The organism is Moraxella nonliquefaciens, assembly GCF_001679005.1.
Taxonomy (GTDB): domain Bacteria; phylum Pseudomonadota; class Gammaproteobacteria; order Pseudomonadales; family Moraxellaceae; genus Moraxella; species Moraxella nonliquefaciens.
In genome coordinates this window covers 357,282-379,889 of record NZ_LXTW01000032.1, presented here as the reverse complement: position 1 = coordinate 379,889, position 22,608 = coordinate 357,282, and the positions used below count along the sequence as shown (strand labels likewise).

Sequence of the window (22,608 nt, the reverse complement as noted above, 5' to 3'; positions counted from 1 at the left end):
AAACCAATCAAAGCATCAGTTTTCTTTTACCATGATTATCAAGGGTAAAAGAAAACTTTTATGTGATTTGATGCTATGGTGTGATGGGTTTAGAATCAATGATTTTTTGTGGCAGATATTTTTATGCCATACTTTTTAATTGTATTTAAAAAATTTTAAGAAAATGACATGGTATTAGTAACAGATTTTAAAGACGCAATGGCAAAACTTACCACCGCCGTTCATGTAGTAACAACGGATGGTGTGGCAGGGCGACACGGTTTTACAGCATCAGCGGTATGTAGTGTTACCGACGCACCTCCAACTTTGCTTGTGTGTATGAATACAAATATTGGCTTTTATGATAATTTTGTTAAAAATGGTGTGCTGATGGTCAATACTTTGATGGCCGAGCAGTCGCATCTGTCCAATACATTCGCTTCACGGCTAAATTCTGATGAACGTTTCATGCAAGGTAGCTGGGATATGCTGGCAACAGGTTCGCCAATGTTAACCAATGCCTTAATTGGTTTTGATTGTAAGATTAGTGAGATTAGAACGGTAGGGACTCATGGGGTATTTATCTGTGAAATTATTGCCATTTGTCAAGGTGACAGTAAACGGGCGTTGACTTACTTTAATCGCAACTATCATAAGATTGATGACAGTACGGCAATATTTTAATTTTTTGTATTGTGATGATTTTACAAGTTTGGGCAATCAAACTTTTATAAAAAATGACTGAATTTAAAATGTGATTGATAAGCGGTGTTAAAATATTGGCAAGTACAATTTTTGTGGTGTGTTATACACCTAACCAAAAGGGGTATTTTATCAGGGAGAATTATCATGAATAATACACTGAAACAAAATTACTCAAAAGGTGTCTTATGAGCGTGCAAGCCTACAACCCCAAAGCCCCAAATCATTTTGCATCCGATTTAGCTTCAAGCCCTGCCCAAACCAACGTTGAGCCATTGCAAATCAGTGAGCCAAATCAAAGCCATGCCAAGCATTTGGATGCTTCGTGTGGATGTGGCAGCTCTCATGAGCATCACCATGGTCATGAACACGCCCATGAGCTTTATGATGATGGCATACGTGTCATGCCCACATCGGACGACCTGCAACGCCTATCATCTGATGCCAAACTCATACAGCAGGCCATTAGTGAGGAGAATAGCAATCACAGTAATCTCATCACATCATCACGCCAAAGCGTACCGACCATCACGGTCAATGGCGTACTTATCAGCGAGCAAGCCATCGGCGAAGAAGTGCAGTACCACCCTGCCAACAGCCAAGATGAGGCGTTGTTTTTATCTGCCCAAGCGTTGGTTATTCGTGAACTGTTACGCCAAGCGGTCATGGCAGATGATGAACTAAAAGATGAGTGGCATGTTGATGATGAAAGTGCCATCTCAAAACTCATCGCCAAAAATGTCCATCCCAACACACCAACCAATGGCATTTGTGAGCAGTATTATACCGCCAATCAGGGTGAATTTACCACACCGCCTGTCATGAAAGTTCGCCACATTCTCTTAGCCTGTCCGCCTGAGGAGGGTGAGGAGCGAATTGAGCTAAAAAAACAGGCCTATGAGCTGATTGATGTCATTAAAAAAAGCCCCAATCCAGCAGGCGAATTTATAACGTTAGCCATGCAATACTCAGCTTGTCCCTCTAAAACAGATGGGGGTGAGCTTGGCATTTTACAAAAGGGGGCAACTGTACCTGAATTTGAAAAGGCGGTTTTTGCCCTGCCCAAAGGGCTTGCCCCAAACCCCATTGAGAGCCGTTATGGGGTGCATATTGTGGATGTTATGGCACGTATGGACGGCAAGGCTTTGGATTTTGATGAGGCTTTGCCCATGATTAGAAATAAACTCTCTCAGCAGGCGTTTCATCATGCTTTGATTGATTATCTATATACGCTAAAACAACAAGCTGACATTGTGGGCATTGACATTAGTGTCAATCAAGAGAATATTTATCGAGGTTAAGGACAGTTATGATTACCGTAGAAGACTTACAATACGCCATCAATACCACGGCAGCCACGCACGCAAAAGCTCATCAGTACACCACAAATCTGCCCTTATTATCCGCCATCGGTCATGTACTGGCAGAGGAGATTAAGGCAGATTTTGACATTCCTCGCCAAAACTTATCTGCCATGGATGGTTTTGCCCTAGGGACAGACTCGGATTTGGATGGTGACAGCAGTTTTGTGGTTGTCGGTGAGTCGTGTGCAGGCAAGCCTTATCATGGCGTGGTGGGCGTGGGGCAAGCGGTGCGAATCTTTACAGGGGCGGTCGTACCAGATGGGTGTGATAATGTGGTCATGCAAGAGAACACCGATTGGGATGATGTCAAACATGTCATTGATAAATCAAGCTCTTATACCATCACCCTTACCAAACAATCCCATTTGGGTAACAATATCAGATGCCAAGGCGAAGAAGTGGCTGTGGGTGAATGTGTGCTGACCGTGGGTAAACGTCTAAATCCTACTGATATTAGCTTGCTTGCCAATCTTGGTGTGGCAAATGTTGTGGTAAATCGTCCACTGATTGTGGGGATTTTGGCAACAGGGGATGAGCTTGTGAATGTGGGCGAGGGTCTGCCAGGTCTTGCCAATATCTACAACTCAAACACACCTACCCTAAAAACACTGCTAAAAGATTTGCCCATCACCATCAAAGACTATGGCATCATCCCCGATGACTTAACTCAGACTTGTCAGGTCATAGAGCAAGCGGTACATGAATGCGATGTGGTTGTATCAAGTGCAGGCGTGTCGGTAGGTGATTATGATTTTTTAACTCACGCCATTGATAAGCTCGGTAAAATTACCCATTACAAGGTTGCCATGAAACCTGGCAAGCCTTTTGTCTTTGGTGAATTGTATGATAAAGCCGATAATTCTAAAACGGTACTCTACTTTGGTTTACCAGGCAACCCACTGTCCTGCGTGGTGGGGTGTTTGCAATTTATCATACCTGCTTTATGGCGACTGTCAGGGGTGCGTGATGATGATTTGCCCAAGCGATTGACCTTAAAGGCGACCCTTAGCCATGATATCAAAAAAAGAGCAGGTCGCAAAGAATTCATGCGTGGTGTGTATCAGCAAGATGAATTTGGCAAATGTGTGGTACAAGCAGTGGGCGTACAAGATTCACATCGTATCAAGCAGTTATCCCTTGCCAACTGCTTTATCGTAGCGGACAAAGACAGCGAGGGTTATGCGTTAGGTGATGAGATAGCGATAGAACCATTTGGGTGGGGTCTTTATTAATAAAACCTGATAATAAAACCTGATTTTTTAAATTCTTTTAAAAAAGGGTGATTGATTTTGCCCTTTTGCAAAGCGACTTAAAATAAGATAAAATAAGGGGCAATTAACAAACCATCAATCACCTTTTGTTTTTAGTGTTACCCCCAAAGTAGTATGCTTTTTTCTTTTGGGCAATTGAGACAAACAGATGATTTTGCTACACTAAAACCATCCCCATCACTCATGCAACGCCTTACGAAGCCATGAAAACCTCCGTTCTAAGCTACCGTGCCAAAGCCCCCTTTGCTGATATGGGTGGACAAGGCTTACACACCAAACACACCCCCATTACTCCCCTTGTGGACGGATTTAACAGACAGCTGACCTACCTGCGTTTGTCCGTTACCGACTTTTGCAACTTTCGCTGTGATTACTGCCTGCCTAACGGTTATCAGGGTAAGCGTCCTGATGATGAGCTGAGTTTGGCTGAGATTGATACACTTTTTGGTGGCTTTGTCGGTTTTGGTACAAAAAAAGTACGCCTAACAGGCGGAGAGCCATCCATTCGCCGTGATTTATCTGACATCATCGCTCTTGCCAAACAGCATGGTATTGCCAAAGTTGCCATCTCATCAAATGGATATAAACTATCCAAACACTTAGCATCTTGGCAAAATTCAGGGTTAAATCAATTAAATCTTAGCATTGACAGTTTTGATAAAGATACATTTAAGAAAATCACAGGCTTTGACATGTTACCTACATTATTAAATGATGTGGATACATTATTAGAGACAACCGATATAAAATTAAAAATGAACGGCATTTTAATGCACGATACCGCTTATGATAATCTATTATCTGCCCTTGATTATATTAAAGAGCGTCCTGTTACATATCGCTTTATTGAATTTATGCAAACAAGCGATAATTCCGATTTGTTTTTTGCCCAAAATCAAACCGCCCATTTTATCAAAGACTACCTTAACACACATGGCTGGCAAACTAAAACAAAAGCCCAAGATGATGGGCCTGCCATAGAATATACGCACCCTGATTATTTGGGCAGTATTGGTATTATTGAGCCCTATGCCAAAAACTTCTGTGATGGTTGTAATCGCCTTAGGGTAAGCAGTTTGGGTAAAGTGCATTTGTGTTTATTTGACTCTCAAAATTATGACATTCGCCCTTATTTATCCACACAAGATAAAAAAGGACTCATGATGGCACTAAAAAATCTGATGCCAATCAAACCTGAACATCATCATTTAGATGCTCATAGTGGTATCATGAATAATTTATCATTGGTGGGGGGTTAAATACTTTTTGGGTGTTTTCATGAATAAAAATTCAGACTCTCTGATTTTTTATTGCAAATGTTAAAAGGCAGGCATGCCCCAATCAATATAACAAACGATACAGCAAAATATTTTAGTTTAATTTATTTAATTTTAAAAGGGTAATCTTATGTGTGAACTTTGCAACAACCCCAATCATGTCCTGCCTCCAAAAGCAGACAAACCGTTTATCCCCCTAAATATCGCTGTACTGACCGTCTCCGACACTCGCACCTTAGATGAGGACACCTCAGGACAATATCTGTCAGACAGTATTACTAAGGCAGGGCATACGCTCATTGACCGCAAACTGACCACAGATGACATCTACCAAATCCGTGCCGTGATGAGTGCGTGGATTGCCGACCCTAATGTTCATGCCATCATCAGCACAGGCGGTACGGGCTTTTATCATCGGGATAACATGCCAGAGGCGGTGTCGGTGTTATTTGATAAGGAAGTGGCAGGCTTTGGTGAAATGTTTCGCTTATTATCCAAGGATGATATCGGTATGTCCACTTTGCAGTCTCGGGCGGTGGCAGGCATGGCGAACAGCACGGCGATTTTTTGTCTGCCCGGTTCAACAGGGGCATGTCGTACAGGTTGGGAGGGGATTTTGTCAGAACAACTTGACAATCGCATCCGCCCATGCAATTTTGTGCCACATCTGATGCGTCAAAACCCCATACACAACTAAGTCAATTGCATGAATATGATTGCCATCATTATTTTGGCAGGGGGTAATTCTCGCCGTATGGGGTCACCCAAGGCGTTATTGCCCTTGCCAAATGCTCAAACCAAATCTCAAAATCTGCCTCAGACATTGCTTGATTTTCATATCAGTCATGCCAGTATGCTAAATTTGCCAATATTAATTGGTGATAATGGTAAGGGTTTTTTGAATAAGTGTGCTTTAAAAGACATATTATTCAATCACCAATTAGCATCAGATTTTTATTTAAAAAATGCCACGTTAAAAAATTTACCTGTGATTGTCATTGATGATTATATAAAAAATGCAGGAGCATTATCGTGTTTATTATCTGCTTTTGATTATTGTCATACCCATTTTGTGAAAAATCAAATCAAAGACAATCAGCACATATCCAATAAATTTTTAATGGTGATTGGTTGTGATAATCTGATTAATGTCAGTTGTATTTCTAATTTATTAAACAAAGCTGATTTGAATCATTATCATGGGGCATATTTAAAAGACGTATCAGGCGATAAAGACTATCCTTTGTTGGGCTGTTATTCATTATCACTATATGATGAATTAAAAGTTTATTTAAATCAGGGTGAGCGTTCTGTCATGAGGTTTTTAAAGGACAAATCCATCTGTCAAATTCCCATGCCAAGCAATTGGAAAAATCTTGCCAATTTTAATACACCCGATGAATTTAAATTGGCGTTATCATCTTTTGAAGATAAATGATATATAGTGTGGGTCAAGTTATTATTCATCCAAATCAAATTCATCAAACATTTAACGAGTAATTATGAATCTTAGCCATTTAGACAAAGACGGTAACATCACCATGGTAGACGTGGGCGATAAAATGACAACCACACGCACCGCCATAGCACAAGGCAAAGTGGTTTTTGTCTCTGATATTTACCAACACATCAAAGATACAGACGGCATGACCAAAAAGGGCAGTATCATACAGACCGCCCACATTGCAGGGATTATGGCAGCTAAAAAAACACATGAGCTGATACCCTTGTGTCATGCTTTGCCCCTTGATACCATCAAGATGGATTTTGAATATATTGATAAAGACTGTGCCATCGTGGTAAAAGCGACTGCCAAAGTTACCCATAAAACAGGCGTGGAGATGGAAGCATTAACCGCTGTATCGCTTGCGTGTTTGACCATTTATGACATGACCAAGGCGATAAGCCATGATATTGAGATAACAGACATTCATCTTATCCAAAAAACAGGGGGGAAATCTGATTATGAAAAATTATAATAATCAAGTACTTAGCATAAACGTCCTGTACTTTTCTAGTCTTGCTCAAAAGGCGGGCAAAGACAGTGAAACTGTGCAGACAACCAGTGGTGATTTGGCGACACTCTATGCCAAACTCTCTGCCAAATATGATTTTGATTTGCCCCAAGATAAAGTTGCAATTGCCATCAACCACGAATTTGGCGATTGGAATGATGCCATCTCATCGGGTGATATGGTTGCCTTTATTCCACCTGTGGCAGGAGGCTGATATGAAAAATGACCCCATCCATGGCAACGCTTTAACGACAAGCCTATCTAAGGGGCAAGCCTATGAACTTGCCCAAAGAGATGGTTTTGCGTTGTCTGATTGCCCCATTGATGATAGACTGTTAAAATCTTATCTGCTAAACGACAGTGCAGGGGCGTTGGTAACCTTTGAGGGTTGGGTGCGTAATCACAATAATAAACGAGCGGTAAGCCATCTCATTTACTACGGTTATGAACAACTTGCCATCAATCATGGAGCAAAACTGGTCAGTCAGGCTAAGAGCAAATTTGACATCACGCACGCTGTTGCCATTCATCGCATTGGCAAGCTTGACATTGGTGATATGGCGGTATGGATTGGGGTAACAGCATCTCATCGCACACCTGCCTTTGCTGCCTGTGAGTGGCTACTAAATGCCATCAAAGCTGATATTCCTGTTTGGAAGCAAGAGTTTTATGATGATGACAGCAGTTTGTGGCTCTCTAATAATGGCTAACATGGCATTGATAAAATGCACCAAATGATAAAATCGCTCTAACTTATTTTGATGAATGAGGTTTTGTGATACAATACACCAATATTTATCAATTAGTTCCATGTTTAAACTTACTTTTTTGGGTACATCAAGTGGCATCCCCACACGTGAACGCAATGTCTCCGCCCTTGCAGTAGAATGCAGTGCCAATGTTTACGCCAAACGTAACGCTTGGCTACTCATTGACTGCGGTGAGGGTACTCAGCATCAGCTTATGAGATGTCATTTGTTGCCCAATGATTTATCAGCCATACTCATCACGCACACCCATGGCGACCATTGTTATGGATTGGGTGGGCTTTTGGCAAGTTTGAACATGAACAGACGAACCAAGCCTTTGACGCTCATCGCTCCAAAGGCCATCGCCAGATTGCTTGATACACTGACCATTGTCAGCGAACTACATTTTAACTACCCCATTGACTTTATTGCCATTGAGGATAATTTGGAGTGTGAATTATCCCTTGATTTTGGTGATAATCACCATATAGCCATACGTTTTTATGAACTTTCACATCGCATTTTGTCATTTGGTTTTACAATTATTCAGACGCTTAAAAAAGATAAACTTTTGACCGATAAATTAAGGTTGGATGACATCGCTAACGGATATTGGCATAAGATTTTAAAAGCAGACACGCCCCTAAAACTTGATGACACAACCATCAACCCACATGACTACAAAACCCACACTCAAAGCACCACCAAAATCGTCATCGCAGGTGATAACGACACACCAAACCTGCTTACCCACGCTGTCAAAGACTGCCATGCACTGATCCATGAGGCAACTTATACCGATGAGATTTTGCAAAAAATAGTAAACAAACCTGCCATGTTGGGCGGATTTAATCCCCAGCATTCTAGTGCCAAACAGGTAGCTACGTTCGCCCATACCTGCCATGTTCCCATGCTGATATTGACCCATTTTAGTGCCAGATATGCCCCCTTTGATGACAAAACTGCCAAAGAACCTAATATGGGACATCTTAGAGATGAGGCAGAGCGGTACTATGATGGTAAATTGGTATTGGCAAAGGACTTTTTGCAGGTGGTAGTAAATGCAGATGATAATTAACTTTATAAAATCTAATATAATCAAATATTTATGAATAAGCACATCCTATTAACCCCCCTAACCATTGGCAATCAAACCATCAATAACCGTCTTATCGTTGCACCGATGGCGGGGGTAACGGATAACCCTTTTCGCCGACTTGCCAAATCCTTTGGTGCAGGTCATGCCATCAGTGAGATGATTATCGCTGATACCGCCCTTTATGCTCGCCAAAAATCACTGTATCGGGCTAACTTTACAGGTGAGATTGCCCCCATATCTGCCCAAGTTGCCGGGGCAGAACCTGACAAACTTGCCCAAGCGGTGCGATTTCAAGTAGAAAATGGGGCGTGTATTGTGGATATTAACATGGGTTGTCCTACCAAAAAAGTGTGTCGCAAACTGTCAGGGTCAGCACTGTTACAAGACCTAGATTTGGTCAAAAAATTGCTTGACAGTGCGGTAGAGTCAGTAGCAAATTTGGGTGTGCCAATCACGCTAAAAACACGGCTAGGTTTTGCCAATGGGCAGGAGAACATCTTAACGGTTGCCAAAATTGCCGAAAATGCAGGCATATCCGCCCTTGCCATCCACGGACGCACCCGAGAGGATTTTTATACAGGCAATGCCCGTTATGAGCTTATCAAAACAGTCAAAGAAACCACCAACATGCCCATCATCGTCAATGGCGACATTGATACTCCCCAAAAAGCCAAATGGGTGCAAGAATACACAGGGGCGGATGCTGTGATGATAGGGCGAGCGGGGCAGGGGCGACCGTGGATTTTTAGAGAAATCGCTCATTATCTTGCCACAGGTGAAATGTTAGCACCACCAACGCTGGGCGAACTTCGTGAAATTGTACTTAATCATCTTGATGAATTGTACCAATTTTATGGTGAATACTCAGGCTGTCGCATCGCTCGTAAGCACATTGCTTGGTATACAGGAGGACTTACAAACGCCAATGCTTTTCGTGAAGCGATGTACCACGAAGAGACGACCTGCGGACAGTATAAAGTGGTAGATGAGTTTTTTAAGACAACACAAATGAGTAAATGACCTTTATCATTCATCATCATTCATCTTTTTTATAAAATCATCATGGTTTTTTATGGCGTTATCCCCATATTATTGCTTATCTGACATTGATGAATTGGGATTTTTATGTTTAATAAAACCTTTGACAACACTCGCCAAGCGGTAGAGAATTTTGCTTACAAAGAACAGCATGAATACATCACGGTTGAACACTTGTTATTGGGACTTATCAGCGACCCTGAGGCACGAGAGATTTTAACAGCGTGTGGGGTGGATTTGACATTTTTGACAAATGAGTTGAAGCGGTATTTGCAAGTATACATTCCCAAAATCACAGGCAGTCATGCCAAACCCATGATGACTAAGGCTTATCAGCGAGTACTACAACGGGCGATTTGGCATGTGCAAACCAGTGGGCAGGGGCGAGAGGTGTCAGGTATTGATGTTCTTGTGGCGGTATTTAAAGAGCGAGATTCACAGGCAGTGGCACTGCTAAAATCACAGGGCATTTCAGGCTTATCGGTCATGCGTTATCTGTCGCATGGCATGAATGAATCAGATGATGAGCAAGATGAAAGTGAAGAACACGAGGGTCTAAAAACCAAAAAATCTGATGCCAAAAAAGACCCACTCAAAAAATTTGCCCAAAATCTCAACGACAGAGCAGAGCAAGGCTTGACCGACCCACTCATCGGACGCATGGCAGAGATAGACCGTACCGCTCAGATATTGTGCCGTCGCCGTAAGAATAACCCCTTGTTGGTGGGCGACCCTGGGGTGGGCAAAACTGCCATCGCCGAAGGGTTGGCGTGGCTTATAACCAGTGGCAAAGCACCCAAAGCCCTTGCCGATACCATCATTTATAGCCTTGATATTGGTTCGTTGGTGGCAGGGACGAAGTTTCGTGGTGATTTTGAAAATCGCATTAAAGATTTATTAAAAGCCATCAAAAAGCAGCCCAATGCCGTGCTATTTATTGATGAGATTCACACCATCATCGGAGCAGGTTCGTCTATGAACAGCACGATGGACGTATCTAATCTCATCAAACCCGCTCTTGCCAATGGTGAGTTGCGTTGTATTGGTTCAACGACTTTTGCTGAGTACCGCCAGGTTTTTGAAAAAGACCATGCTCTGTCCAGACGTTTTCAAAAAATTGATATTAAAGAGCCAAGCATAGAAGACAGTATTAGTATCTTGCAAGGGCTAAAAGCTCAGTACGAATCCTTTCATCGGGTCAGTTATACCGATGACGCCATTAAATCAGCGGTGGAGTTGTCCGTTAAATATATCCATGACCGATTTTTGCCTGACAAAGCCATTGATGTCATTGATGAAGCAGGGGCGAGAATGCGACTGTTGCATGGCGATACACCTGACCATGATGGTGAAGATGATGACAAGGGTGATGACGCCATTATTGGTACAGTGGATGTGGTACAGGTTGAAGAGATTGTTGCCAAAATCGCCCGCATTCCACCCAAATCGGTCAGCCGTGATGATGTGGAGATATTGAGAAACTTAGAGCGAGATTTAAGGCATGTGGTCTTTGGGCAAGATGAAGCGATTGATAAATTAGCCAACAGCATCAAACTGGCTCGTGCAGGACTAAAATCCCCTGAAAAACCCATCGGTTCGTTTATGTTTGCAGGCCCAACAGGGGTTGGTAAGACTGAGATTGCCCGTCAGCTTGCCTTTGCTTTGGGCGTGGAACTCATCCGTTTTGACATGAGCGAATACATGGAAGCTCATACCGCCTCACGACTCATCGGAGCACCTCCTGGTTATGTTGGCTATGACCAAGGCGGACTTTTGACCGAAAAAATCCATCAATATCCCCACTGTGTGCTGTTGTTAGATGAGATTGAAAAAGCCCATCATGACGTTTTTAACCTGCTGTTACAAATTATGGATCATGGCACACTGACCGATAACAACGGCAGAAGCGTCTCCTTTAAACAAGTCATTCTTATCATGACAACCAATGTCGGGGCAGAGAGTATCAGTCGTACGTCCATGGGCTTTACCGAGCAAGACCATAGCAGTGATAACAACGAAGAGATAAAACGCAGCTTTACCCCAGAATTTCGTAACCGTCTGGATGCTGTGGTACAGTTTGCCCCATTGTCTGGTGAGACCATCGCCTCGGTGGTAGATAAGTTCATCATTGAACTTCAAAGCACTTTGGATGATAAAAAAGTGGTGTTGGAGATGGATGATGCTGTCCGTACTTATTTGGGACAAAAAGGATATGATAAACTCATGGGGGCAAGACCGATGACACGACTGATAACTGATGAACTTAAAAAACCTTTGGCACAGATGATACTCTTTGGTGAGTTGGCACAAGGTGGTGTGGTCAGAGTGCGACTGTCTGATGACTTAGATGATGACTTAACTTGTGACAAAGATGGCAAGCATTCAAAACTTATCTTTGATGTGGTACAATCAGCAAACCAACCCCAAGCATCAGAGATGGCATAGGAGATGGCATAGCTAATACAAAAATCATTGAATGGCATCATTGCCTAACATTCATTAACCAATTTATTCATAAAGGTGCTTATTATGACAGCGACCAAATTAGATGGTAAAGACGTTGCCAGCCAAATTGAAACTTCGCTAAAAGAGCGGGTACAAATCCTAAAAGACAAAACAGGACGTACACCCATTTTGGCGACCATTTTGGTTGGTGATGACCCAGCATCAGCGACTTATGTGCGTATGAAAGGCAATGCCTGCAAGCGTGTGGGCATGGATTCTATCCGTGTAGAAATGCCACGCCAGACGACCACAGATGAGCTACTTGCTAAAATTCGTGAACTAAATGCCAATCCTGATGTGCATGGTATTTTATTGCAACACCCTGTGCCTGAACATATTGATGAGCGTGCCTGCTTTGATGAGATTGCTTTGTCTAAGGATGTGGACGGTGTTACCTGTTTGGGTTTTGGGCGTATGGCAATGGGTGAGCGTGCTTATGGTTCTGCCACACCTCAGGGCATCATGAATCTGCTCAATCATTATAATGTGCCTTTGTCAGGTAAACATGCTGTGGTGGTGGGGCGTAGTGCGATTTTAGGTAAGCCTATGGCGATGATGCTATTAAATGCCAACTGTACCGTAACCATCTGCCATTCTAAGACTGCCAATCTTGCTGACCACGTTCGCCAAGCTGATATTGTCGTGGGGGCAGTGGGTGTGCCAGAACTTATCAAAAAAAGCTGGATAAAACAAGGGGCGGTGGTTGTGGACGCAGGGTTTCATCCAACCAAGACAGGGGGTGTGGGTGATATTGAGCTTGATGGTATCAATGAGATTGCTAGCTTCTATACACCTGTACCGGGGGGTGTGGGTCCTATGACCATCAATACACTCATTGCCCAAAGCGTGGAAGCAGCCGAGCATGAGGCTAATTTATCATCTTAAATCATTTGTCATCAAAAAAAACAAATGCTTTAAAACAGGTTGGGTAAAATACTTCCTGCACAACTGATGACCAACAATCGGATTGTCTTTATCGTAAAGATCTTATGAAGATTTTGCAGAAATCTGAACCTAATAAAACTGTGATTTTGGAAGTATTGAAATAAAAAAATTGAAATAAAAAAGCAGGTTGGGCAAATGTCCTAACTTGCTTTTTTGTGATTGTTTTTATGGTTGTTTTTAGGGTTTTGAAACTTAAAACCACAAATTTAATTCGTAGTTTTAAGCACAGTCAGTCAATGCGTTCAATGCTGACATTGCCCATGCCTTTTTGGGTCAGTCCAATGGCTTTGGCAGCACCATAGGACAAATCCAAAATGCGATTGGCTTGACTTGGGCGGTCATTGACTTTAACGACCACTGATTTACCATTGTCCTTGTTGGTTACTTTGATGTAGCAATTCATTGGCAAGGAGCTGTGAGCGGCGGTCATGGCGTTCATGTCAAAAGTTTCACCACTGGCGGTAGGTTTGCCGTGAAACTGACGACCATACCATGATGCCATGCCTGATTGTTTGAATTTGCTGATGGTATTGGATGCAACGATGGAGAGTTGTCCCAGTAACATCTCTGAGTCTTTTTTGGTATCACCCACAGTTTGCTTGACCAAAGAACTTGATAATGCCAGTGAAGTATTATCACGAGTGGATTTGACAAGGCTTGATGCGTTATTGTGCTGACGGCTGAGCTCTCCTAGTACTTTATCAATATTGATGCCTGTGTTTGTTGCATTGACAATTTGAACAGGAGCGACCACTCCTAGGATTGTTACAAGTGTCATTGCACCAGCTTTTAGATATTTCATATAAGAACCTATAATACAATGCCTGATATTTTTGTCATTCATGTCGTGCATAATGACATTTGGATGGGTTGATAACTGGTGTTAAATCAATAAATCAATTTAAATAAATCAATCATCTGTTATTAATTATTGCAAGTTTCATGCCAAATAAGCACAATAATACCATCAATATGGTTTAAAAAATATGCCACAAAAAACTTTCATGCTCTCCATCTTAACATGATTTATCATAAAACCGCACATCATTTTATGACATAAGGCTATAAAATAGCGATAAAAGGTATTGCATGCTATTGTTTGGTGTGGGTATGTACGCAGGTTAGCAGTCCAAAACTTGCCATCAGGGTGATGACTGCTGTGCCCCCATAACTGATGAACGGTAAAGGCACGCCAACCACAGGCAGGATGCCACTGACCATGCCCATATTTACAAAAATATAGACAAAAAATGACATGGTCAACGCACCAGCGAGCAGACGACAATAAGTGTCAGGATTGACGATGGCGATATAAAAAGAACGAGCCAGCAGGCATAAATAAAAGAACAATAACAGCCCAACGCCTGCCAACCCAAATTCTTCACTAAATGCTGCAATGGCAAAGTCGGTATGACCTTCGGGTAAAAAATGTAGGTGCGACTGAGTACCCTCCAAATAACCTTTACCCGTCAAGCCGCCTGAACCGATGGCGGTTTTTGATTGAATGATGTTCCAACCTGCCCCCAATGCATCCGCTTCGGGGTCAAACATGGTCATGACACGAGTTTTTTGGTAGTCGTGCATGTAAAAATTCCACAAGCCCCACACAAAAGGAATGAATACCGCAATCGCTCCACCAATCATCCACCAAGGCAATCCTGACAAAAATAACACAAACATGCCACCGGCTGCCACCAAAATGGACGTGCCCAAATCAGGCTCTTTGGCGATAAGCATCACAGGCACAGCGATGATGGCAAGCGTGGTAAGAACGGTAGCAATACTGGGCGGTAACTCTTTTCTGGACAGATACCATGCACACATCATGGGCATGCCAAGCTTCATGAACTCAGATGGTTGCACGCTACCAAACCCAGGAATGTCAATCCAGCGTCTTGCTCCCATGCGAATTTCACCAACAATCTCAACCAGCACCAATAAAATCAGCCCCAGTACATAGAAGATGGGGCTTAGCGTGCGATAAAATAAAGGGGGGATTTGTGCCATGATTGCCATCACCATAAAGGCAATGCCATAGCTGACCATTTGTCTGATGACCATGGCAGTATTTTGTGTGGATGCACTGTATAGCACCGTTAAACCCACAAAACAGATACTAAATAAAATCAGAGTTAGCCACGGATCTATGTGAATGCGTTGCCACACGCTTGGCTCTAAATCTCTGCCAACGAAGTGATGGCTTTGGCGTGAAAATCGGTACTGTTCTTCTCTCATGGCAGGTCGTGGTGCAACTGGATAAACTATTCATAAAATTTATCAAAAAAATTGCTGATGCTTGGTGGATTTTGTGATAAATTATAAATTCATTCGGATGAGACTTAATATATCATTAATTTTATTAAAACACGCTATTTTAGTTCATCTTAATGATTTTTAACAGTAAAATTTTGTGTTGGAGCAAAATTTTATCAAAAAAATTTGATAAAAAGGATAAATGATGACCACGATTGTCATACTCATCATACTGGCGGTTATTATCGGCTTTTTGATAGCGGTGTATAATTCACTGATTCGCCTAAGAAACCAAGTGGCAAACGGACTGGCACAGATTGATGTCCAGCTCAAACGCCGCCATGACTTAATACCCAATCTTATCAATGTTGCCAAACGCTACATGATCCACGAAGAGCAGGTATTGACCAGAGTGACCGAAGCCAGAAACATTGCCAAAAGTGGGCTTGATGAGTTTAAGCGAGGGTCATCAGGTGCAGATGGGCTTGCCAAACTGGCAACTGCTGAGAGCAACCTGTCTCGGGCGTTGGGTGGTTTTTATGCTGTGATAGAAAATTACCCCGAATTAAAAGCCGATTCTGCCCTAAAAGAGTTGTCTGATGAGATTAAAAATACCGAAAACCGCATTGGATTTGCTCGCCAGTTTTATAATGACAGCGTGATGTTTTATAATAATAAACGTGAGAGTTTTCCTAATAATTTAGTGGCAAACTGGTTTGGTTTTATGCCAATAGCACAATTAGAATTTGCCGATAAATCCGCCATTGATGCCGCACCAACAGTCAACCTTTGATGTATTGGTGATGTATGCCACAACGAATTTATCAAAACTTTTTTGAATTACAACGCCATTACAAAAGAAACAGCATGATATTATATGTATTATTTGTCATGGCAATGATGATTCATGTATTATTTGCCTTATTGTTTTTTATGATAATATGGTATGTTATCTTTGGTGATTTAAGTGGCTTTGCATGGTTTTGGGTACTGATTCTTGTACCCAGTTATTTTATCATGAATGTTTTAAATCATTATAATAAAATCATCCATGATAATGAGTTTTTATTAAAAGATATTGATGTTATACGGTTATTTATTGATGTCTCTGGTGTAGATTTATCTGTTATAGATGTTGATGATTTTAATGATGATTTTAATGATGATAAAAAAAGAAAAAGACAGCGGGTGATTTATGTCAAAGACATCAAAGATTTTAACCCAAAATATCGTCGCTATTATGAATTTGCTGAACAATTAGCCATTGCATCAAACATAACTTTGCCCAAATTATATGTCATGGATGAGATGGGAGTAAACGCATTTGTGGCAGGGGTGAATCAAGCTAATATGATGCTCGTTGTCAGTAAAGGGGCGTTAGAATTAGATAATGAAAGTCTGTATGGACTTATTGGGCATGAATATGGGCATATCTTGCATGGGGATGCCAAATTAAATGTGCAAATGTATGTTTTAACGTCAGGTTTGTCATGGCTTTATGACATTGCCGACGGTTTAGAATGGCTATCTAGGTGGCAACAAAAACCCAAAGCCAAACGCTATCAATACCAAAATGATAAAGGTAAGCACCAAGAATATGTGATTGTGATGGGTACGGGGCGATTGTTCATAGAGTTTATTTCTTTGGTGATTCGTTTATTGGGTTTTTTGGGCATGGCAAGCAGCGAATGGATAAAACAGCATTTTAATCGTCAGCGTGAGTTTTTGGCAGATGCAACATCGGTACAATTGACCCGAAGTAATGGCGTAGCACACTTATTACAGACTTTGCAACAAACCCCTTATTTGGCACATGCCCAAAAATGCCATACCACGCATTTGAGTTATTTTTTCTTTTTAAATCCCCAAGATGCCCAAAAATCCATAAACTGGCGTGCACGTATGGGCAACACGCATCCAAGTAATCATGAGCGAATACTGGCGTTAGATGAGCACTATTATGATGGTTTTGCCAAAATGGTGATTGATGATTTGGATGTGGATGTATTACAACAAGTTCATGATAAGATGATGCTTGATTGGCATAAAAAATCAGGCATGAGTGATTATAAAACCGTAGAATTTGTGTTATGTGATGATAAAGATACAGACGCTCATTCATTCATCATTGCTATTCATGGCAATAAAAAAGCGATTGATATTGATTTTTATGAGCATGACATTAAGGCATCACAAGATAAAGTCATCAATGGCAGATTGGTCATGGATAAATCATACCAAGACAAAGGCGAGATGATATGTCCTAAGCATGCTAGGGCAGATTATGAATTAAAAAATATTCAATACGTTACCATGACCCATGTCAAAAAAATGACATTGCCTCTTATCATTGCTCGCTATTTGAGAAATGATGACATAAACCGAACAATAAGTAAATTATTTTCTCTGTTTTATGCAATCATATTTTGTCATGATAATGATGGGTTTTATTTTTCTGATAAATTAGACTTATCAAATATTTTTTATGTAACATCAAATCAGGATTATCATATCATCATAGATAAATACTTGTTAAAGACTGTGGCAGAGATGGACAGACGTATTGATAATGCTTTATTAATGCTCATTTATCATCTTATTACCAAACATTTGGAGCATGATGATAAAAGAATTTTGCTAAAAAAAGACATTATTTATCTGTTGTCTTTTATCAATCAATCACACCAGAATAATTGCAAAGATGGCTTGTCTTTATTGTGGCAAGGCATACATTTATATCGCTTGTTGTCGATATTTGCTGATGATTTGGATATTGATGATAAACCATTATTACAAAATATGATGTTCATATATCATAAATATAATATGGACTTAAATGATTGGATAATAATAACAATGTCAACATATATGGTCATGGTTCATTATGATGATATTAATAATTTAAAATGCCGTGCAAGCATACAACGGCTGATTCGGCTAATTAATCATGAAATTGTGATTGATGAGACAGATATGACAAAATTAATGCGTCTTATGAGTGTATTTAGTGCGATGGATGTGGCGTTATGGCTGTTAAAATATCAACATAAAAACCCATTGACGGCTAAGCGATATATTGATACACTACATACCGCTTTATTGGGTGATGGCATATTATGTGAGCGTGATTATGAGATATTACTCACCTTGCATCAATATTGGTGCCCTGATGATGAATTTATTCTGTATTAATTTATTTTATTTAAATTAACTCATAAAATTGCCTTGGTAAAATGTTCTACATAACATGAATTCCCCATACAACTGTCCACCAAAGATTGCCCAAAATCGCCACATCCTAGCATTGGCGGGCATACCCCTATGGACAAAAAAACATCCAATAGAGCAGGATGGGGCAGATGCAGATATTGTAAGCTTACCACCTACTTATGATCGCTTGCAATCTAATCCACGTTTGAATCATTTATTGCCCAATAAATCGCCTGCATCATCACCGCCTGCGTCATCACCTAAGTTGCCTAAATTATCTAAGTTACCTAAGTTACCTAAGTTACCTAAGCCGTCCACCAAGCAACATACCAAGCTGGGTGTTTCATCAAGCGTTGCCCAAAATGTCAAGTTGCCATCCAAACCCCAAGCCTCATCTGTTGTAGAAATTAGTAAGCAAGCACCCCAAGCCACAACCAAGCCACAAAGACAGTCAGAGACATCAAAATCCGCCTTGCCTGCTCATCTTGATGTTCGTTTTGCCTTGCAAGGGGTGCGTTTTGGGCAGTGGGTGTTGATTGTTGATGTATTGATGATGAACCGTGATGAGCAGTCGCTTTGGCAGTCGCTCAAAAATGCCCTAAGTAACCAAGCCAATCATCAGCCTATTACCACCTTTTATCGTGAGATTACTTATCCACTTATTAAAAATGAATTTCGTTCGGATGTGGGTCTAAACCCTGCCCAATATACTTTTGACGGCTTTGTCATCGGACTTTGTGTCTCTGCTGGTCAGCATCAAGCGGTACAAGTGGCGTTCTTGACAGACATGCCCACAGCCATCATCACCCAAACGACACAATCTTTGCCAAATATCCATCAGATGATGATGAATCCTGCCCTAAAAAAACAGTTTTGGCAAACGGTTGTTGGTTAATATGTTCACAATTGTTAAAATTTCCCCAAAAATCTGTTACAATGCTTTTATTTTATCGTTTTTCATGTTTAAAGTTTAAAGGATAGTCATGAACCGTCTTGCCAATTTTTGTGCCGGCCCTGCCACCATGCCCACCGAAGTCCTACAAAAAGCCCAAGCCGAACTGTTGGACTGGCGTGGCAAAGGCGTCTCCATCATGGAGATTAGCCACCGCAGTGCCGATTATATTGAGATTGCTGACAAAGCCGAGCAGGATTTACGCACGCTTATGGGCATCTCAGACGATTATGCCGTGCTGTTTTTGCAAGGCGGTGCATCATTGCAATTTTCTGCCGTTGTCTTGAACTTACTAAATGGCAAAACTGCCGACTACCTAAACACTGGCACATGGTCACAAAAAGCCTACAAAGAAGCCAAACGTTATGAAGCATTGGGCTTAGGCAGGATTAATCTGGTCGCACAAGGGGATGGTAAAGATGTTCCCACGCTTGACACGTGGCAACTGTCAGAGAGTGCCTCTTATTTTCACTATTGTCCTAATGAAACCATTCATGGCGTACAGATTTTTGATGTGCCAAAAGTCAATGCTCCCATCGTGGCGGATATGTCGTCTTGTATTTTGTCTGAACCTATTAACGTGAGTGATTTTGGGCTGATTTATGCAGGGGCTCAAAAGAACATTGGGCCTGCTGGTCTCACTTTGGTCATCGTCCGTAAAGACTTGATGGAGCAGGCAAGTGCGTGGTGTCCTGGTATTTTAAATTATAAAACTCAGTCAGACAGCGACAGCATGCTTAACACCCCATCTACCTTTGCTTGGTACCTGTCAGGGCTTGTATTTGAGTGGCTGCTGGCAAATGGTGGTGTAAAAAGCATTGCAAAAACCAACCGAGCCAAAGCCGAACTGTTGTATCAAGTCATTGATGATTCTGGGTTTTATCATAACGCTGTCAATCCACGCCATCGCTCCATCATGAATGTGCCCTTTACGCTTGCTGATGCTGAGCTTGACAAGGTTTTTTTGGAAAAGTCCAAAAATACAGGATTGCTTAATTTAAAAGGTCATCGTGCAGTTGGTGGCATGCGAGCGAGCATTTATAACGCTGTTAGCCATGAGCAGGTGCAGGCGTTGGTAGATTTTATGAGAGAATTTGAAAAAACGTATGCTTGATTTGATAAGCCAACATAAGGGCGAGTATTTGCTCTTATGTGATGACCGACCAGTTGATTTTATTTTTGGAGGCATTGATGAACATCATTCCCATACCTATTTTAGATGATAATTATGTTTGGCTAATCATCAAGGACAACAACGCCATTGCTGTGGATATTGGCGATGATAAGCCCGTGCTTGACTATCTGGGTCAGCACAATCTTAATCTGTCTGCCATTTTAATCACCCATCATCATGATGACCATATCGGTGGTGTGGCAAATGCAAAATCTGCCCATCCTAATGCCAAAATCTATGCTCACCGATTGCACCTTAATCCCATTGGTATGAACCCTGATGTGGTGTGTGATGAAAATGATGAATTTGATATATTGGGTTTGAGATTTTGTGTGTGGAGAACAGCAGGGCATACTGACACGCATTTGTCCTATCTTTGTGATATGGATGATAAAACTCATGTTTTTTGTGGCGATACGCTATTTAGTGGTGGTTGTGGACGTGTGTTTACAGGGACGATTGATGAACTCTTTGCCAGCATGGAGCGGTTTGATGCTCTGCCCGATGACACGCTCTTTTATCCTACGCATGAATATACGCTGTCCAATCTCAACTTTGGCTTGTCAGTATGCGATGAGATGACAAAAAAACAGATATTAGCACATAAACAAAATGTAGATGATGCCTTAAAAAAGAACAAGGCATCTTTGCCAACTTCGTTAAAGCAAGAAAGGCTGATTAATGTATTTTTGCAGACTGACAGTAAAGAGATGATAAATAACATCAAGCAAATCTATCCTTTAAAGGATGATGATGAATTATCGGTATTTTCAGCACTGCGTGAATTAAAGAATGGGTTTTGATATTAAAAATGGCTGGGTTTGGGTGGTGTGATTTTTATCTTGTTAATATCAGACCCCACCCAATCCCAATAATCCCCATAAAAATAAGCAATTCTTTGCCCAATTTTTTATGATAAGCGATTAAAGAATTTTTATCTTTTCTGATTTTATAAATGGCGTGTAGGTATTTTAAAAAGGATAGCATTAAAAATGCCAAAAACATTGCAATGACAAAATGCCCAAAATTATATTATTCAAATGACACGGGAATAACGGTATTATCTTTAATTTGATATTCTGAATATTCGGTTTGTAATCCTTCATTGATGTATTGATAATTGCCATTTTCCAAAATTTTTAAACACCTATCCATACAATCGCCATACGGATTGGTTTGTAATTCTTGGGGATTATCCACAAAATCTTGCCAATGCTGTCCACCCACCATAAACCTTTCATTGGGCGTATCGGTGGGGGTGTAATGTTCTTTTTCTAATTTACTAAGGCTGATTGCAATAAGGGCGGTTAATAAACACCAAAGGCAAACGATGCCGATGGTTTTTTATTAAGGATAAAATGGCGTGGATAAATTTTTTCATTGTTTTAGAAAGTAAGGTGTGTATTACGCACCGTTTTTAATACCGATATTTAATGTTATTAAAATTCAATATCATCATAAATATCCGCCACTTTTACCGAATAATCCACGCTTTTTAAATATAAGTCATCATCAATATTTAAATATTCGGCTTGCCAATTATTATTTTTGCGATAAATAAAAATTTGCGGATTATTTAAATCCACCACCACATATTCTTGTAAAGTTTCTAGGGTTTGATAATGTTCAAATTTGTCGTTTAATAGGTGTTTGTTTTTATGGGTTAAAATTCAAAAATAATGATTGGCTCTGTGGAACAAGGCTTATCACTATTAACGGTTTGTCTTTTTTCAAGAATTGCTTTTGGTAAATAAATATTATCATCGTCAATTTTTACATCAAAATATTGTAAAAATAAATGGTCGTCAGATGATTTTCTGTATAAATTAATTAAATTTCCTGTAATTTTAGAATTAATTCTTCCATAATGTAGCGTTAAAATTACCATACCATTGATAATTTCATAACGAGTATTTTCAAGTCCATTGGGCGTGTATTCTGTCCAAAGTTTCATTTTGCCAGCATCATCACGCAGTTTTTCTAAAAGTTCCTGTTCATCATCAAATCTTGGCATAATTTTCTCCAAAAAAATAAAGGAACGATTACTCGCTCCCTTATTCTACCACTTTATCACC

23 protein-coding genes are annotated in these 22,608 nt (G+C 40.8%); 18 read left to right on the top strand and 5 right to left on the bottom strand.

Annotation, left to right across the window (positions count from 1 at the left end):
* Positions 1-168 precede the first annotated feature (168 nt).
* The 13 genes from A7456_RS08765 (at position 169) to folD (ending at position 12,884) form a co-directional block, all read left to right on the top strand.
* A complete protein-coding gene (locus A7456_RS08765) occupies positions 169-663 on the top strand; it encodes a flavin reductase (RefSeq protein WP_066887835.1) in 495 nt (164 codons plus the stop codon).
* Positions 664-869: 206 nt separating this feature from the next.
* A complete protein-coding gene (locus A7456_RS08760; RefSeq protein WP_227713237.1) occupies positions 870-1,982 on the top strand; it encodes a peptidylprolyl isomerase in 1,113 nt (370 codons plus the stop codon).
* 8 nt (positions 1,983-1,990) lie between these two features.
* Positions 1,991-3,277 carry a molybdopterin molybdotransferase MoeA gene (locus tag A7456_RS08755; RefSeq protein WP_067009636.1) on the top strand — a complete coding sequence of 429 codons (1,287 nt, stop codon included), beginning with the start codon at positions 1,991-1,993 and terminating at the stop codon, positions 3,275-3,277.
* 290 nt (positions 3,278-3,567) lie between these two features.
* Positions 3,568-4,575 carry a GTP 3',8-cyclase MoaA gene (gene moaA, locus A7456_RS08750; protein ID WP_227713314.1) on the top strand — a complete coding sequence of 336 codons (1,008 nt, stop codon included), beginning with the start codon at positions 3,568-3,570 and terminating at the stop codon, positions 4,573-4,575.
* A 148-nt stretch (positions 4,576-4,723) separates the two neighbouring features.
* Complete coding sequence (moaB, locus tag A7456_RS08745; protein ID WP_067009633.1) at positions 4,724-5,290, top strand: molybdenum cofactor biosynthesis protein B; 567 nt, start codon at positions 4,724-4,726, stop codon at positions 5,288-5,290.
* A gap of 9 nt (positions 5,291-5,299) precedes the next feature.
* Positions 5,300-6,031, top strand: coding sequence for a molybdenum cofactor guanylyltransferase (gene mobA / locus A7456_RS08740; RefSeq protein ID WP_082995516.1), 732 nt, complete (start codon positions 5,300-5,302; stop codon positions 6,029-6,031).
* Positions 6,032-6,095: 64 nt separating this feature from the next.
* On the top strand, positions 6,096-6,572 hold the full coding sequence (moaC, locus tag A7456_RS08735; RefSeq protein WP_066891105.1) for a cyclic pyranopterin monophosphate synthase MoaC: 477 nt from the start codon (positions 6,096-6,098) through the stop codon (positions 6,570-6,572).
* Positions 6,559-6,822 (top strand): MoaD/ThiS family protein, encoded by a 264-nt coding sequence (locus tag A7456_RS08730; RefSeq protein WP_066891101.1) that lies wholly within the window; start codon positions 6,559-6,561, stop codon positions 6,820-6,822. Before moaC ends, A7456_RS08730 begins: the two co-directional genes overlap by 14 nt.
* 1 nt (position 6,823) lies before the next feature.
* Entirely contained in the window at positions 6,824-7,318 is a 495-nt protein-coding gene (locus A7456_RS08725; RefSeq protein ID WP_067009632.1) for a molybdenum cofactor biosynthesis protein MoaE, read from the top strand.
* A gap of 100 nt (positions 7,319-7,418) precedes the next feature.
* Positions 7,419-8,435, top strand: a complete 1,017-nt coding sequence (locus tag A7456_RS08720; protein WP_067009629.1) for a ribonuclease Z — start codon at positions 7,419-7,421, stop codon at positions 8,433-8,435.
* 30 nt (positions 8,436-8,465) lie between these two features.
* Positions 8,466-9,476, top strand: a complete 1,011-nt coding sequence (gene dusB / locus A7456_RS08715; RefSeq protein WP_066887820.1) for a tRNA dihydrouridine synthase DusB — start codon at positions 8,466-8,468, stop codon at positions 9,474-9,476.
* A gap of 105 nt (positions 9,477-9,581) precedes the next feature.
* On the top strand, positions 9,582-11,939 hold the full coding sequence (gene clpA, locus A7456_RS08710) for an ATP-dependent Clp protease ATP-binding subunit ClpA (RefSeq protein WP_067009626.1): 2,358 nt from the start codon (positions 9,582-9,584) through the stop codon (positions 11,937-11,939).
* Between the two features lie 84 nt (positions 11,940-12,023).
* Positions 12,024-12,884, top strand: a complete 861-nt coding sequence (gene folD / locus A7456_RS08705; protein ID WP_067009623.1) for a bifunctional methylenetetrahydrofolate dehydrogenase/methenyltetrahydrofolate cyclohydrolase FolD — start codon at positions 12,024-12,026, stop codon at positions 12,882-12,884.
* A gap of 289 nt (positions 12,885-13,173) precedes the next feature.
* Here folD and A7456_RS08700 read toward each other — a convergent pair whose 3' ends face one another.
* Both A7456_RS08700 and rodA read right to left on the bottom strand, forming a co-directional pair.
* Positions 13,174-13,746 (bottom strand): septal ring lytic transglycosylase RlpA family protein, encoded by a 573-nt coding sequence (locus tag A7456_RS08700; RefSeq protein ID WP_066887814.1) that lies wholly within the window; start codon positions 13,744-13,746, stop codon positions 13,174-13,176.
* A 290-nt stretch (positions 13,747-14,036) separates the two neighbouring features.
* On the bottom strand, positions 14,037-15,179 hold the full coding sequence (gene rodA / locus A7456_RS08695; protein ID WP_066887812.1) for a rod shape-determining protein RodA: 1,143 nt from the start codon (positions 15,177-15,179) through the stop codon (positions 14,037-14,039).
* Between the two features lie 223 nt (positions 15,180-15,402).
* On the opposite strand from rodA, the gene A7456_RS08690 reads away from it, so the two are divergent.
* The 5 genes from A7456_RS08690 (at position 15,403) to gloB (ending at position 21,336) form a co-directional block, all read left to right on the top strand.
* Positions 15,403-15,990: a LemA family protein gene (locus A7456_RS08690; RefSeq protein ID WP_228141036.1), complete on the top strand. Its 588-nt coding sequence runs from the start codon at positions 15,403-15,405 to the stop codon at positions 15,988-15,990.
* 14 nt (positions 15,991-16,004) lie between these two features.
* Positions 16,005-18,389 carry a M48 family metalloprotease gene (locus tag A7456_RS08685; RefSeq protein ID WP_067009620.1) on the top strand — a complete coding sequence of 795 codons (2,385 nt, stop codon included), beginning with the start codon at positions 16,005-16,007 and terminating at the stop codon, positions 18,387-18,389.
* Positions 18,390-18,444: 55 nt separating this feature from the next.
* Positions 18,445-19,302 carry a hypothetical protein gene (locus A7456_RS08680; RefSeq protein WP_067009618.1) on the top strand — a complete coding sequence of 286 codons (858 nt, stop codon included), beginning with the start codon at positions 18,445-18,447 and terminating at the stop codon, positions 19,300-19,302.
* Positions 19,303-19,390: 88 nt separating this feature from the next.
* A complete protein-coding gene (serC, locus tag A7456_RS08675; RefSeq protein ID WP_067009614.1) occupies positions 19,391-20,473 on the top strand; it encodes a 3-phosphoserine/phosphohydroxythreonine transaminase in 1,083 nt (360 codons plus the stop codon).
* A gap of 41 nt (positions 20,474-20,514) precedes the next feature.
* On the top strand, positions 20,515-21,336 hold the full coding sequence (gloB, locus tag A7456_RS08670) for a hydroxyacylglutathione hydrolase (protein ID WP_227713235.1): 822 nt from the start codon (positions 20,515-20,517) through the stop codon (positions 21,334-21,336).
* A gap of 229 nt (positions 21,337-21,565) precedes the next feature.
* Here the strand turns inward: gloB and A7456_RS08665 are convergent, their stop codons facing one another.
* The 3 genes from A7456_RS08665 to A7456_RS08660 all read right to left on the bottom strand — a co-directional run bounded on the left by A7456_RS08665 (position 21,566) and on the right by A7456_RS08660 (position 22,547).
* On the bottom strand, positions 21,566-21,763 hold the full coding sequence (locus A7456_RS08665) for a hypothetical protein (RefSeq protein ID WP_067009608.1): 198 nt from the start codon (positions 21,761-21,763) through the stop codon (positions 21,566-21,568).
* Positions 21,764-21,972: 209 nt separating this feature from the next.
* The gene (locus A7456_RS12065) at positions 21,973-22,203 is read right to left on the bottom strand and encodes a Uma2 family endonuclease (protein WP_145916106.1); all 231 of its coding nucleotides are present in this window, start codon (positions 22,201-22,203) and stop codon (positions 21,973-21,975) included.
* Positions 22,197-22,547 carry a hypothetical protein gene (locus A7456_RS08660; RefSeq protein WP_067009605.1) on the bottom strand — a complete coding sequence of 117 codons (351 nt, stop codon included), beginning with the start codon at positions 22,545-22,547 and terminating at the stop codon, positions 22,197-22,199. Before A7456_RS08660 ends, A7456_RS12065 begins: the two co-directional genes overlap by 7 nt.
* Positions 22,548-22,608 lie beyond the last annotated feature (61 nt).